General features: G+C 71.6%; 14 protein-coding genes. 3 read left to right on the forward strand and 11 right to left on the reverse strand.

The genetic code is table 11. The annotated features are described in order from the left end of the window. Positions 1 to 388: 388 nt before the first annotated feature. Positions 389 to 1,501 carry an amidohydrolase family protein gene (locus AB0K52_RS00550; RefSeq protein ID WP_363524093.1) on the forward strand — a complete coding sequence of 371 codons (1,113 nt, stop codon included), beginning with the start codon at positions 389 to 391 and terminating at the stop codon, positions 1,499 to 1,501. Positions 1,502 to 1,618: 117 nt separating this feature from the next. Continuing rightward, positions 1,619 to 2,122 (forward strand): DUF4190 domain-containing protein, encoded by a 504-nt coding sequence (locus AB0K52_RS00555; RefSeq protein ID WP_363524095.1) that lies wholly within the window; start codon positions 1,619 to 1,621, stop codon positions 2,120 to 2,122. A gap of 71 nt (positions 2,123 to 2,193) precedes the next feature. Here the strand turns inward: AB0K52_RS00555 and AB0K52_RS00560 are convergent, their stop codons facing one another. The 9 genes from AB0K52_RS00560 to AB0K52_RS00600 form a co-directional block, all read right to left on the reverse strand. After that, a complete protein-coding gene (locus tag AB0K52_RS00560; RefSeq protein ID WP_363524098.1) occupies positions 2,194 to 2,550 on the reverse strand; it encodes a VOC family protein in 357 nt (118 codons plus the stop codon). Positions 2,551 to 2,590: 40 nt separating this feature from the next. Next, a complete protein-coding gene (locus AB0K52_RS00565; RefSeq protein ID WP_363524101.1) occupies positions 2,591 to 3,076 on the reverse strand; it encodes a hypothetical protein in 486 nt (161 codons plus the stop codon). Positions 3,077 to 3,147: 71 nt separating this feature from the next. Further along, positions 3,148 to 4,752 (reverse strand): trypsin-like peptidase domain-containing protein, encoded by a 1,605-nt coding sequence (locus tag AB0K52_RS00570; RefSeq protein ID WP_363524104.1) that lies wholly within the window; start codon positions 4,750 to 4,752, stop codon positions 3,148 to 3,150. A gap of 192 nt (positions 4,753 to 4,944) precedes the next feature. Then, positions 4,945 to 5,112, reverse strand: coding sequence for a DUF3117 domain-containing protein (locus AB0K52_RS00575; protein ID WP_208495467.1), 168 nt, complete (start codon positions 5,110 to 5,112; stop codon positions 4,945 to 4,947). A 184-nt stretch (positions 5,113 to 5,296) separates the two neighbouring features. Then, positions 5,297 to 5,815 (reverse strand): hypothetical protein, encoded by a 519-nt coding sequence (locus AB0K52_RS00580; RefSeq protein WP_363524107.1) that lies wholly within the window; start codon positions 5,813 to 5,815, stop codon positions 5,297 to 5,299. 12 nt (positions 5,816 to 5,827) lie between these two features. Next, positions 5,828 to 6,322 carry a DivIVA domain-containing protein gene (locus AB0K52_RS00585; protein ID WP_363524110.1) on the reverse strand — a complete coding sequence of 165 codons (495 nt, stop codon included), beginning with the start codon at positions 6,320 to 6,322 and terminating at the stop codon, positions 5,828 to 5,830. Between the two features lie 19 nt (positions 6,323 to 6,341). Continuing rightward, entirely contained in the window at positions 6,342 to 7,010 is a 669-nt protein-coding gene (locus tag AB0K52_RS00590) for a hypothetical protein (protein WP_363524112.1), read from the reverse strand. Next, positions 7,007 to 9,559 carry an FtsK/SpoIIIE domain-containing protein gene (locus AB0K52_RS00595; RefSeq protein WP_363524115.1) on the reverse strand — a complete coding sequence of 851 codons (2,553 nt, stop codon included), beginning with the start codon at positions 9,557 to 9,559 and terminating at the stop codon, positions 7,007 to 7,009. The genes AB0K52_RS00590 and AB0K52_RS00595 overlap by 4 nt, the downstream gene beginning before the upstream one ends. Positions 9,560 to 9,658: 99 nt before the next feature. After that, on the reverse strand, positions 9,659 to 10,918 hold the full coding sequence (locus tag AB0K52_RS00600; RefSeq protein WP_363524118.1) for a M18 family aminopeptidase: 1,260 nt from the start codon (positions 10,916 to 10,918) through the stop codon (positions 9,659 to 9,661). A gap of 52 nt (positions 10,919 to 10,970) precedes the next feature. Between AB0K52_RS00600 and folP the strand changes: the two genes are divergently transcribed. After that, positions 10,971 to 11,834, forward strand: a complete 864-nt coding sequence (folP, locus tag AB0K52_RS00605; protein ID WP_363524120.1) for a dihydropteroate synthase — start codon at positions 10,971 to 10,973, stop codon at positions 11,832 to 11,834. Between the two features lie 13 nt (positions 11,835 to 11,847). On the opposite strand, the gene AB0K52_RS00610 is transcribed toward folP, so the two are convergent. Continuing rightward, the gene (locus AB0K52_RS00610; protein WP_363524123.1) at positions 11,848 to 12,537 is read right to left on the reverse strand and encodes a TIGR00730 family Rossman fold protein; all 690 of its coding nucleotides are present in this window, start codon (positions 12,535 to 12,537) and stop codon (positions 11,848 to 11,850) included. Beyond that, entirely contained in the window at positions 12,534 to 13,604 is a 1,071-nt protein-coding gene (dapE, locus tag AB0K52_RS00615; RefSeq protein WP_363524126.1) for a succinyl-diaminopimelate desuccinylase, read from the reverse strand. Before dapE ends, AB0K52_RS00610 begins: the two co-directional genes overlap by 4 nt. Positions 13,605 to 13,627: the final 23 nt, after the last annotated feature.

Raw genomic sequence — 13,627 nt, forward strand, 5'->3', positions numbered from 1 at the left:
GCCTCGCGTGTGCTCGGACACGGCGAGCCAGGGCAAGCGCGATCTTGTCGGACCCGGCCGCGAGAGTGGCGGGAGGATCTACCCACCCTGGGCGGGTAGCGGCGGTCGGCCCCCGTCGCGTCGCGCCGCCCGCCTGCCCTGGCCGCGAAAGTGGTGGGGGAGACTCACCAAACCTGCGCGGGGCGCGGTCGGCTCACCCGCGCCCGCGCCCCGCCCCTGCCTCGGCCGTCATCGCCAGGTACCGCTCGACCGGTGACGGCCACCAGCGCCGCGCAGCCGTCACCGGCGCCGGCGGCTCGCCCGTCCAACATGCCCCCGTCTCGAGGACTTCGCCGGTCCGCGCGCCCCCGTTGAACCTCCGGAGCCGTACGGGCGATACTGCGATGCGATGAACGCACTCGCACCGCTTTCGCCCGCGCCGCTCGAGCCGCTGCATTTCCGAGTCGTCTGGCTGCCCGACGACACCGTGCGCGACGTGTACGTCGACGGCGACCGGCTCGGGTTCGAGCCCGTGCCCGGCGCCCGCACCGTCGCCACCGCCGGGTTCGCGCTGCCCGGGCTCGTGGACGCCCACTGCCACATCGGGATCCGCCGCGGCCCGATCCCGATCGAGAGCCTCGACGAGGCCCGCGCACTGGCTCGCACCGACCGCGACACCGGGGTGCTCGCCATCCGCGACGCCGGGTCGCCCTACCCGTACCCGGAACTCGTGGGCGAGGACGACCTGCCGCGACTCATCCGGGCCGGGCACCACATCGCCGCCTCCCGCCGCTACCTGCGCGGCATCGGCCTCGAATGCGAGCCGCACGAGGCCGTCGCCGCCCTCGCCCGCCAAGCCAAGCTCGGCGACGGCTGGGTCAAGCTCGTCGGCGACTGGATCGACCGCGGCAAGGGCGACCTCGCCCCCTCGTTCGAGCCCGAGATCCTCACGGCCGCAATCCATGCCGCCCAAGCCGAGGGCGCCAAGGTCGCCGTGCACACCTTCTCCGAGGAGGCCGTCGCCTGCGTCGTCGAAGCGGGCGTCGACTCCGTCGAGCACGGCACGGGGCTCGCGCCCGACCTCCTCGACCGCATGGCCGAGCGCGGGATCGCCTTGGTGCCCACCATGATCAACATCGAGACGTTCGACGACATCGCCGCCGGGGCCGACGTCAAGTTCCCCCGCTACGCCGACCACATGCGCCGCCTCAAACAGGGCTTCCCCGAGGTCGTGCGCGCCGCCTGGGAGGCGGGCGTTCCCGTCTACCTCGGCACCGACGCCGGCGGCGGCATCGACCACGGCCTCGCCGCCGAGGAGATGCGCCTGCTGCACGAGAAGGCCGGGATCCCGGCCGCGGAGGTCGTCGCCGCCTCCTCTTGGCGCGCCCGCGAATGGCTCGGCGTCCCAACGGATCTGGGCGACCTCGTCGTCTTTGAACGCGACCCGCGGGCCGACATCGCCGCCGCCCGCGAGCCCGCGGCCATCGTCCTGCGCGGCCGACTCCTCAAGGCCCCCAAGTAAAACGCCTGACCTGCGGCTTTTGCGGCTTTCCCGATCCGGCCGTGTCCCCGCGGGTGGCGACTGTCGGCTATCGTGAACGTCCCCGCGCCGTTTCCGCCCGAGTAGAGAGCTACAGCGATGACCTATCCTCCGCCTCCTCCGGACCAGTCCGGTCAGGGCGGCTTCCAGTACGACCCGTACGGCAGCCAGCCCGGTTCCCAGCCCCAGAACCCCTCGCAGCCCCAGCAGCCCGGCTACCCGCCCCAGCAGCCCGGCTACGGCCCCGCGCCGCAGCTGCCGCCGCAGGCCCCGGGCTACCCGCCGGCGTACGGCGCGCCGGGCTACGGCCCGCAGCTGCCCAAGGGCCAGGCGATCGCTTCGATGGTGCTCGGCATCATCGCCGTCGCGGGCCTGTGCATCCCCTACGTCGGCAGCTTCGCCTCCATCGTCTGCGGCATCATCGCCGCGATCCTCGGCGGCGTCTCGCTCAAGAAGATCAACGCGGGTCTGGCGGCCGGCAAGGGCCAGGCGATCACCGGCCTCGTGCTGGGCATCGTCGTCTGCGCGATCGCGGTCGTCATCCTCATCGCGGTCGGCTCGATCCTCGCCACGTTCGGTACCGGCGCGGCCACGAGCTACTAGACGTACGCAATCGCAGCGGCGCGGGCTCCGGCCCGCGCCGCTGCGTCGTTCTCAGGTTCAGATTCGCCAGGTCACTCCGTGACGAGGCAGAACGGGTGTCCGGCCGGGTCGGCGAAGACCCGGAAGGTCTCGCCGCCGCCCTCCAGCCGCCGCGCCCCGAGCTCGAGCACCTGCCGCTCGCCCTCGTCGAGCGAGCCGACCTTGATGTCGAGGTGCATCTGCTGCGGGATCGAAGGGTCGGGCCAGGTCGAGGGCATGTACACCTCGGCCTGCTGGAAGGCGATCCCGGGTTGGTCCGGGCCGGTGCCGATGACCACCCAGTCGCCGTCGTCCTGCACTTGGACCATGCCCAGGACCTGTCGGTAGAACGCCGAGAGCGCGTGCGGGTCGGGACAGTCGATGATGAGGCCGTGCCATGTGCCGATCATCCCCGCAGTGTCGCACGGGGGGCCGACAGGCGCTACCGGCTCAGGTCACGTCGTCGAAGCTGGCGGCCCGGTCGCGCGTGCGCTCGGCGGCCGGCTCGGCCGCGGCGTCGGACCCGTTGGCCCCGGAACCGTTGGTGCCGTGGGTCTTGCGGGTGATGCTGCCGCGGTTGACGTCGCGGCGGGTGCTCTCGATTTCGCGCGTGGTGTCCGTCAGGCCCTCCTGGAGCGGCTTGGTGCCCTCCTGGAGGTCGCGCATCGTGGACTTGAGGGGGCTCGTCAGCATCTCCTGGTCCTCTTCGGTCAGGATGTGCTTGCGGACGAAGGTCTTGGGGTTCAGGTCCTCGGGCCGGATGTCGGTGCCGATCTCGCGGCTGAGGTCCGCGGCGGCGTTCGACGCCATGTTGCGGGCCTTCGAGATGAACCGGCGGAGGTTCGCCAGCGCCTTGGGCAGCTTGTCGGGACCCCACAGGAAGATGGCGATGAGGATGATGACCAGGAACTCGGTTCCGCCAAAGCCTCCGAACACGCTGATCCTCCTACTGCCCGACTGTTGTACCTGCTGATACCTGAGAAACCTCCGCCTAGAGTACTCCCACGTCAGTCGGTGGCCGCTTCCAGCGTGACCTGCGCGCTGTGCTCCTCGCCATCGCGCTCGTAGACGACGGTCACAACGGTGCCCGGCGCGAGCTTGCGGATGAGCGCGATCAGCTCGGTGTTCTCGGCCACCATGTTCCCGTTGAAGCTGGTCACGACGTCGCCGTCCTGGAGTCCGGCGTCGGCGGCGGGGGAGCCGTCGAGGACCTTGCTGAGGGTCACCCCGATCCCCAATTCGGATTCTCCGAGCTCGGCGCCGAGCACGGTGTGGCTGGCGGTGCCGGTCGCGATGATCTCGTCGGCGATGCGCTTGGCCTGGTTGATCGGGATGGCGAAGCCGATGCCGATGTTGCCGGCCTCGCCTTCGGCGGCGGTGGAGGCGATGGCGGTGTTGATGCCGATGACCTGGCCGGCGATGTCGGTGAGCGGTCCGCCGGAGTTGCCGGGGTTGATGGCGGCGTCGGTCTGGATCGCGGCCATCACGGACTCGACCTCGCCGTTGTTGTTCTCGGTGAGGACCGGCCGGTCGATCGCCGAGACGATGCCCTCGGTGACGGTGGAGGAGAGCCCGAGCGGCGCGCCGACGGCGAGGACGGGGTCGCCGACGGCGACCTGGTCGGAGTCGGCGAGGACCATCGCGGGGTGCTCGTCGCCTTCGATGCGGAGCACGGCGACGTCGGAGTCGGGGTCGGAGCCGATGACTTCGGCGGTGGTGACGTTGCCGTCGCTGAAGAGCACCTGGAGGGTTTCGGCGGCCTCGGTGCCGCCGCCGACGACCACGTGGTGGTTGGTGAGGACGTAGCCGTCGTCGGAGACGATGAAGCCCGAGCCGTTGCCGCCGTCGGCGGTGAGCACGGTGACGACGGAGGGCATGATCTGCTCGACGACGCCGGCGACGGAGTCGACGTCGCGTTCGACCTGCGGCTCGGCGCCGAGGAAGCTGCCGTTGCCGGAGTCGGAGCGGGTGGCCCAGATGCCGATGGCCGCGCCGAGGACCCCGGCGATGAGTGCGGTGACGGCGGAGACGGCGATGACGATGCCCAGCGCGGGCCTGGAGCGCGGCACGCGGGCCGGGAGCGGCTCGGGTGCGGGCGCGTGGGGGGCCGGGCGGGTCTCGATGACGGCGCGGCTGCCGGGGTCGCGCCAGGGGTCGGACGCGGCGGCGGGGTGCCACCACGCGGACTGGTCCGCCTGCGGGGCGGCGTACGGCTGCTGGACGGGCGCGGCCATGGCCGGCGCGCCGGAAGGCGCGGCCGGGTCGGTCTGGTAGGCGGACGGCGGCATCGCGGGCGCCTGGGCGGCCGGGTACCCGGTCGGCGGCAGCGTCGACTCCGCGGGGCGGTGCTCCGGGTTCGGCGCGGGCGGCTGCATCTCGGGCGCCCCGTACGCGGACGCGGGGTCCTGCGGGTAGGCGGCCGGCGAGGCCGTCGGATCTTGTGCGGCCGGGTACGCGGTTTGCGGAGCGGCCGGGTCCTGCGCGGCCGGTGCCGCGGGCGCCGGGGGCTGCATGTCGGGTCGCGGCGCGGTCTCGTGCGGCGCGCTCGCGTTCGCCTCGGGGTGTTGCGGATTGCCCGGATCTGCCTGGGGCGGCTGGGTGCCGGAAGTCATGACTGAAAGTCTATGCCGGATATGCCGCTCGTTCACCTGCCCCGGCATTCCGCCCGATGACGGATGGTCCGTCCGGATGCCGCGCGGTGCCGTGCGGAGCGCACGGGAAGAGCCCGCCCCGAGAGCGTTCGAGGCGGGCTCGCAGACCGTTTGGCGGTGGGGTCGGTCGCCGGGGGTGGTAGGGAGCCTCGATTACTCGAGGGCTCCTTCGAGCTCCTTCTGCAGGGTTTGGGCTTCCTCGGGGCTCATCTCCACGACCAGCCGACCGCCGCCTTCGAGTGGCATCCGCAGGATGATGCCCCGGCCCTCTTGTGCGACTTCAAGCGGTCCGTCACCGGTCCGCGGCTTCATGGCCGCCATTTTGGTCTCCCCTCGATCCAAGGCCGCAGGTTGCGACTCGACGTTGCTAGATCAAGTTTCCCTGATGAGCAGGCCGACGGCCAACTCGCCCCTCCGAGTATGTGACAAAGTTGCGTAGAAATCAGCTGAAAAGTGCCTTTTGCGACTTGCGTGATTTTTCTTAACGGAGCGTGACCTGAGTCACTTATTCCTCAGGGTCCTGCTCGTGCTCGACGCCCAAAAGGAACGAAGTGCCCTCAAGTTCCCTTCCGTAGGGCGAAACGAAGGTCGGCAGCTCCTTCGGACCGAGCGAGCGGATGTACGACCAGAACTGGCGCACGGCCTCGGCCTTGTCGATCGCCTCGATGGGCATCGAGAGGGTCACCAGCCAGTCGCTGCGGCGCTCGGGGGTCGGCAGCGCCCGGACCAGGTTCTCCCACGCCTCCGGGTTGAGCTCGATCCAGCCCTCTGCGCCCTCGGCCTCGGCGGAGCCGTAGACCTGCTCGGTCTCGACGGTCCTGGCGGGCGCCTCGAGGCGGCGTCGGTACACGATCGCCGCGCCCTTCACCTCGCCGAGCGCGAACACGCCCTCCGGCCCGGCCAGGGCCACCTCGTCGCCGTCCGCGACGCCCTCGGCGCGCGCCGGGGGCTCGACCGCTTCGACCTCGTAGGCCTGTTGCTCGGTGTACTCGTCTTCGTTCAACGCCAGCAGCCAATAACGCATGGGCATATCCCATCACGCCTCACTGCGCGGCGCCGTCTCCCCGGGCCCCTCGCGCCCTGCCTCACTGTCGGAGGCGGCACCCTCGGGGACGGCGCCGTCGAGGGCGGCCTCGTCCGTGCCGGGGTCGCCCGTCGCGCCCTCGTTGGCGATCCGGAGCGCGTCGTCCTCCTCGGGCGAGCGCAGCTCCTCGGTGTCCGCGGTCCCGTCGAGCCGCGACTGCATCTCGGCGAGCAGCTCGTCGCGGCGGCCGATCTCCCACGCGAGCCGGTCCAGCGCCGCGTCCACCTGGTCGGTGCGGTAGCCGCGCATGCCGGTGTCGAATCTGACGGAGGCGACGGCCGTCTCGGTGACCGGCTCGCCCTCCCCGAGGCCGAGCGGGGGCACCGCCGGGGCAGTGTCCAGAAGCGAGTCGCGGCCGGTGGCCCACACGACGATCGCGAAGGCGATCCACACGCCGATGGCGGCGACGACCAGCGGCAGCGCGAACTCCATAAGCAAGCTACCCACGGGGCTCCTCCAAGCGGTTCTAAGCGAAGAACGCGAAATAGGCGAACAGCGCCATTGTGCAGACCGCGAGGGTCACTCCCAGACGCGGGTTGTGGGGGACGACCGCCTTGATGGGCTTGCCGGTCCGGTCCAGCATGGGCAGGCGCGGCCGGTTGGCCATCCCCACCAGCACATATCCGACGAGCGTCGCGACCACCGGCAGCAGGAACGCGACCCACAGCGCGGACTCGCCCCCGCCGCCCGACGCGGCCAGGTAGACGAACTGCACCGCCAGGCACGCGACCATGCACGAGCCGTACACCAGCAGCTCCCGCACCACATGGTGCGACTTGGGCAGCAGCGTCGGCCGCTGCGCGGCCCGCGTCGTCGCCGTCCGGGCCGCCTCGGCCTCCCGCAGCGCCGTCTTCGCCCGCTCCAGCACGAGGTCCGCATCGGGCTCGCCTTGCCGCCCAGGCAACTCGCCCGCACCGTCGTCGACTTGCCGAGCCGTGAAGTCCGGCGTACTGTGCCGCAACCGCGCGCACAGCTGCGCGAGGTCGACCATCTCCTCGTCGATCCCCGACCGCACCTCGCGCAGGGTCTCGCGGCGGCGCTCCAGCGCCCGCGTCGCCTGCGCGGTGCTCGCGGCCGTGTCCGCGTCGAGCCGCGCCAGCTCGTGCACCAGGTCCTCGTATGCGCTGAGGCTCATCGCGACTCCACCTTCCCGGGGAGGTCCTGGACCGGCAGGCCGTCGAGCCGGCCGGGCCGCACGTACGGCACCGCGAGCGTCTCGGTGCCCGCGTGGCGGTCGATCACCAGGCACCGGTTCGTGCGCGCCTCCCAGGTGCGCTCGTACCCGCCCGTGATCGCCGCCAGGTCGTTCCCCGCGATGTTGAGCGCCACCACCCCGGCGCAGTGCTCGCGCCCGGCCGAGCCGCCGATGTCGTCAAGGAACCGCCGCGCGCCCCGCCACCAGCCGATCACGTGCACGCCCTCGGCCGGGCCGTGCAGCAGCAGGTCCCGCAGCGCCGCGGGCTGCCCGTCGGCGCCGTCCGCGCCGAACCACACCAGGTACGTCGGCATGCCGCGCTTCCCGCTCAGGATCGAACCCGGCGCGAGCTGCCGGCACTCGTGGCCCCCCGCCTCGAGCTCGGCCAGGACCTGCCGCGCCGTGTCCTCGACGCCCACGGCCGTCGCCACGACCTCGAACGCGACGCTCCCCGGCTCATGCTGGCGCCCCAGCGAAATCGCGGCCGCCGCGACCAGGTCCGCGGCCACCGCAGACGTGCCCAGCACCGCCAGGTGCCGCCCCGGGCTGCGGTCGAACTGGTAGCCCACCGACGACATGTGCACGTCCACCGCCCGGCCCAGCAGCGCCACCGGCGCATGCGTCGGCGCCAGCTCCGCGAACCGCGGATCGTCCTCCAGATGCTGCTCGTCGAAGCCGCGGAACACCACCGGCTCCACGTCCGAGTCCCGCCGCTCCCACAGCTGCCGACGCAACCCCGTCAGCAGCTCCTCCGCGCTCGACGCGTCCGGGAACCGGCAGGTCCGGTTGCGGCCCTTGATGCCTCCGGCGTCGTTGATCACCGCCTGGCCGACGCTGATCCCGTCCGCCGCGTCATTGCCCTCGTCCAGCAGGTGCTTCGCGCCCGGCAGCGCCACCCGCAGCGGGAACTGCCCGAAGATCGAGTCCTTCTTCGAGTACAGCGCCTCGATCCCCGAGATCGTCTGCGACGCCAGCACCAGATGCACCCCGTACGAGCGGCCCTTGCGCGCCAGTTCCTCCAAATGCGCCACCGCTTCACCGGCGAGCCGGTCGTTCCCGGCGAACAGCACGTGGAACTCGTCCACCACCGCCACGATCCGCGGCAGCGGCAGATCCGGCCGCAGCTCCCGCAACCGCGCCAGCCGCGTCGCCCCCGCGCGCTTCATCAGGCCCGCGCGCCGCGACAACTCCGCCCGCAGCGCCCCCAGCACCGCCACCCCGTACTCGCGGTCCGACTCCACCCCGACCGCCCGCACATGCGGAATCCACGACGGGTCCAGATGCGAGGGCGTGAACTCGGTGAACGAGACGCCCTCCTTGAAGTCCAGCAGGTACAGCTCCAGCTCGGCGGGGGAGTACCGCGTCGCGAGCCCGTACAGCACATCGAGCAGGAACACCGTCTTGCCGCCGCCGGTGCGACCGCCGATGAGCCAGTGCGGCGTCGCGTCGTCGAACGCGACCTCCACATCCCCGCCCGTCGACGACCCCGCCTGGTCCCGGCCGATCACCGTCGACAGGCCGTCCCGGCTCGAAGCCGACCACAGCACCTCCGGCACCAGATCGCCCACACTGAGCTCCCCGGCCTCCTTGCGCTGCTGCGCCCGCGACCCGTACACCGCGCGCGCAAGGGCCGGCGACGGCGCCGCGTCCAACCGCACCGGCAGCGGCAGACTCCCCAACCGCACGCCGCTCGCGTTGCAGGACAAGTACGTCGCGTGCTCGATCGCGGGCAGCGCCTCCCGATGCGGCAGCTGCCGCCACCCGCACAGCACCAGATGGCAACGCGCCGAAGGCCCCGCGTGCGCCAGCGCCGCCAGCCGCTCCCTCACCGAACTGCCCACCTCGGGCGGCAGCCCCGCGATCACGATCAGATGGAACGGCCGGTCCGCGATCGACTGGCCCCGCGCGGCGATGTCGCGCAGCTCCGTGAGTCGCTTCTCCGCGGCCGTGAGGACCCGCGCGAGCGCGAGGTGGTCCGTGGCCACCGGACCGGCGATCCCGGCGTCCACGAGCGCCGTGGCGGGCGCGAACACCTGCCCGAGGGTCACGCCGTCCACCAGGCTCAGTTCGAGGTTCGGGTGCGCGGCGACGATCCGCAGCAGCAGCGACTGCAGCATCCCGGCCACGCGCGGGTCGGCGGCGTCCCCGTCGCACACCAAGTGGCCCTTGCCGAGCAGCCCGGCGAGCGCGGGGAACGCCGGCGCGTCTTCGATCTCGGCCGTGCCGATCCGCACCGCCTCAGTGGACGGCGCGTCCGTCCACAACGGCGCGCCCGGCGCGATCGCGGCCAGCTCGTCCCCGAGCCAGCCCGTCGCCGCGGTCGCGGCGACCCCGCGCAGCCGCTCGGCGAGCTCAGCGCGCCGCGCCTCGACTCCCGTTGCGGCCAAACGCGAAGCATCCTGCCGAAGCAGATCCTCGGCCTGGTCGGCGGCGCCGGCGGCGTCGCGCAGACGAGCGGCCGCCCGCTCCAGTTCGGTCCGCCAAGTCAAAGCGCCTCCTTGCCCATGCACGGCTCGCGAGCTTCGCCGAGGCCGTGTCCCGCAACGGTCTCACCATACCGGGGAGGCACGTTCTTGTGGGTGAACGGCCTAGTGGGTGAACAGTCCCAGCGCCAGATCCGCGAGGAGACCCGGGTCCTCGGCCCCGCACAGCTCCCGCGCCGAGTGCATCGACAGGATCGGCAGGCCCACATCCACGGTCAGGATGCCCAGCTGCGTGCCCGAGATCGGGCCGATCGTCGTCCCGCCCGGGATGTCGTTGCGGTTCACGTACGTCTGCCACGGAATCCCGGCCTTCTCGGCCGAGCGCCGGAACAGCGCCTGCTCCTCCGCGCCGCTCGCATACCGCTGGTTCGCGCTCACCTTGATCATCGGGCCGCCGCCGGGGATCGGCCGGTGCCCCGGCTCGTGCTTCTCCGGGTAGTTCGGGTGGATCGCGTTCCCGGTGTCGGAGGACATCATGGCGCTGGCGGCGATGACGGTGTCGTAGTCGTCGCGCAGGCACCGGCGGAGCACCGATTCCAGAAACGGGCTTTGCGCGCCCGAGTAGGTCATCGACCCGATCTCCTCGTAGTTGAACGAGGCGAGCATGGGGACCTTGGCCCCCGTGTCGTCGGCGGCGATCAGCGCGGCGATGCCGGCGTGGGTGCTGGTCAGGTTGTCCAGCCGCCAGGCCGCGAACAGCTCCTCGTCCTTGCCGAGGTAGGCGGGCTCGTCGAGGGCGACGGTGAAGAGGTCGTGGCCGAATATGTCGTCCGCGTCCACCCCGGCTTCGGCGGCGATGAACTCGAGGAACTCGCCGTCGCGGGGCTGTCCGAGGCCCCAGATCGGGGTGAGCTGCGACTGGGCGTTGAGTTTCTGGCCCTCGTTCACGCCCCGGTCGAGGTGGATGGCGAGGCGGGGAATCCGCAGGAGCGGCCGGTCCACATTGACGAGCACTTCGGCGCCGTCGCGCATCACGAGTCGGCCGGCGACGCCGAGGTCGCGGTCGAGCCAGGTCTGGTGCGGCACGCCGCCGTAGACCTCCACGGCGACCTGTTTCCATCCCGCGGAGCCGGTGTCGGGGTTCGGCTTCACTTTGAACGCGGGCGTGTCGGTGTGCGCGCCGAAGATGCGGACCGACTCCGGCACGTACTCCGGCTCGCGCCAGGCGATGATCGAGCCGTCGCGCACGACGTACTGGCCTGTGGCCTCGGAGTCGTAGTCGTCCCAGTCCCGGGTCTCGTCCAGTCGTTCGAACCCGGCAGCCTCGAGCCTGCGGCCCGCTTCGGCGCACGCGTGGTACGGGGTGGGGCTGGCTTTGATGTACGCGGCGAGGTCGTCGGTGTGCGACCGGTCGAAGCGGGGCATCGGGTGGCTCCTTCTGGTGGCGGGTGGCCGTGGCGGCTGTCAGCATAGACGGATGCGAGCGTTGAAACTGGGCCGACGGGTGTTCGATGAGGGCGACTACGCGGTGATGGCGATCGTCAACCGCACGCCCGACTCCTTCTACGACTCGGGGGCGACCTTCGCGTTCGAGGCGGCGGTGGCCGCGGTGGACAACGCGGTGGCCAACGGGGCGGACATCGTCGACATCGGCGGCGTGAAGGCCGGCGACGGGCCCGAGGTGTCGGCGGCCGAGGAGATCGAGCGCGTGGTGCCGTTCATCGCGGCGGTCCACGACCGCCACCCCGACCTGGTCATCTCCGTGGACACATGGCGCGGCGAGGTGGCCCGGGAGGCGGTCGCGGCCGGGGCGGAGCTCATCAACGACACGTGGGCGGGCTGGGACCCGAGCGTGATCGAGGTCGCCGCCGACACGGGCGCGGGCTTCGTCGTCTCGCACACCGGCGGCCTGGAGCCGCGCACGGTGGCAGCGAAGGCCGTCTACGGGGACGTGGTCGCCGAGGTCCGCGCCGAGCTGGTGGCTCGCGCGGAGGCGGCGGTGGCGGCCGGGGTGCGCGCGGACGGCATCCTCATCGACCCCACGCACGACTTCGGCAAGACCACCTACCACTCGCTCGACCTCACCCGCCGCCTCGACGAGCTCGCGGCGACCGGCTGGCCGGTGCTGGTGGCCTTGTCCCGCAAGGACTTCGTCGGCGAGACGCTGGACCTGCCGGTGGACCGGCGGCTGAACGGGACCCTCGCGGCGACGGCGATCTCGGCGTGGAACGGCGCGCGCGTCTTCCGCGCGCACGATGTGGCCGCGACGCGGGAGGTCCTCGACATGGTCGCCGCGATCAAGGGCGACAAGCCGCCGAAGGCCCCGCACCGCAGCCTCTAGGCCGCGGACGCCCTCAGCGAGCGAGCCGCATGTGCTCGACGGCTTCGTCGACGTCGTCGGTCATCATGAGCAGGTCGACGTCCTGCGGGCTGATCTTGCCCTCGATGAGCATCGACTGCCGCAGCCACTCGTAGAGCCCGCCCCAGTAGCTCGAGCCGACGAGCGCGATCGGGAACTTGCCGACCTTCCCGGTCTGCACCAGGGTCAACGCCTCGAACAGCTCGTCCATGGTGCCGAAGCCGCCCGGCAGCGCGCAGAACCCGCACGAGTACTTCAGGAACATGACCTTGCGGACGAAGAAGTACTTGAAGTCGAGCTCGATGTGCACGAACTCGTTGATGCCCTGCTCGAACGGCAGCTCGATGCCGAGCCCGACCGATTTGACGCCCGCCTCGACGGCGCCGCGGTTCGCGGCCTCCATCGCGCCGGGGCCGCCGCCGGTGATGACGGAGAAACCCGCCTCCCCCAGCTTGCGCCCCAGGTCGACGCCGAGCTTGTACTCCTCGGAGTCGACCGGGGTGCGCGCTGAGCCGTAGACGCAGATCGCGTCGCCGAGGTCGGCGGCCTCCATCGCCTCGAAGCCCTCGACGAACTCGGCCTGGAACTTCATGACCCGCCAGGCGGCGCGCTGCTTCCACTCCTCGCGGTGCGCGGCGTCCAGCACCTTCTCATCGGCGGTGACATGGCGCTTCGGACGGCTCATGATTCCTCCACATAGGCTCGCAGCGCTTCCGCGCAGGCGCGGATGCGCGGGATCTCGACGCGTTCGTCCTGCTTGTGGGCGAGGTTCGGATCGCCCGGCCCGTAGTTCACGGCGGGAATGCCCAAGGTCGCGAAGCGGGCCACGTCGGTCCAGCCGAGTTTCGCACGGAACTCGCCTCCGGCGGCGGCGACGAACTCGGCGGCCTCGGGCCTGTCGAGCCCGGGGCGGCAGGAAGGGGCGGTGTCGGAGACGAGCACGTTGAATCCGGCGAAGACCTCGCGGACGTGCGCCTCGGCGGCGGCCTCGTCGCGGTCGGGCGCGAACCGGAAGTTCACGTCGACCCAGGCCTCGTCGGGGATCACGTTCCCGGCGACGCCGCCGCCGATGAAGACCGCGTTCAGGCCCTCCCGGTAGGTGCAGCCGTCGACCTCGACCTCGCGCGCCTCGTACGCGTTCAGCCGCTCCAGGACGGGCGCGATCTTGTGGATCGCGTTCTCGCCCTTCCAGGACCGCGCCGAGTGCGCCCGCTTCCCGCTGGTCTTCACCCGCACCCGCATGGTGCCCTGGCAGCCGGCCTCGACGAGCCCGTAGGTGGGCTCGAGGAGGATCGCGAAGTCGGCGGCGAGCAGTTCGGGGCGGGTCCGGGAGAGCCGGTTGAGGCCGTTGTGCTCGGCTTCGACCTCTTCGCGGTCGTAGAACGCGAAGCTCAGGTCGAACTTCGGGTTCGGCACGGTGGCCGCGATCCACAGGGCGAGCGCCGTGCCCGACTTCATGTCGGAGGTGCCCAGGCCCCACAGCACGTCGCCGTCGAGGCGGGTGGGGAAGTTGTCGTTGACCGGGACCGTGTCGAGGTGCCCCGCGAGCATGACGCGGCGCCCCCGGCCGAGTTCGGTGCGGGCCACGAGCGTGTTCCCGATCCGCTCGACCGTCAAGTGCTGCAAGGGCTTGAGGGCCGCCTCGACCTGGTCGCAGATCGCCGCCTCGTTCCAGGACACGGACGGGATGTCGCACAGGGCCCTGGTCAGCGCGACCGGGTCGGCGAGGACTGCCTCACTCAAAACTGTCACATCCGCAGACGATACCCGCCGCG

The organism is Glycomyces sp. NPDC049804 (assembly GCF_040674615.1).
GTDB classification, from domain to species: domain Bacteria; phylum Actinomycetota; class Actinomycetes; order Mycobacteriales; family Micromonosporaceae; genus Glycomyces; species Glycomyces niveus.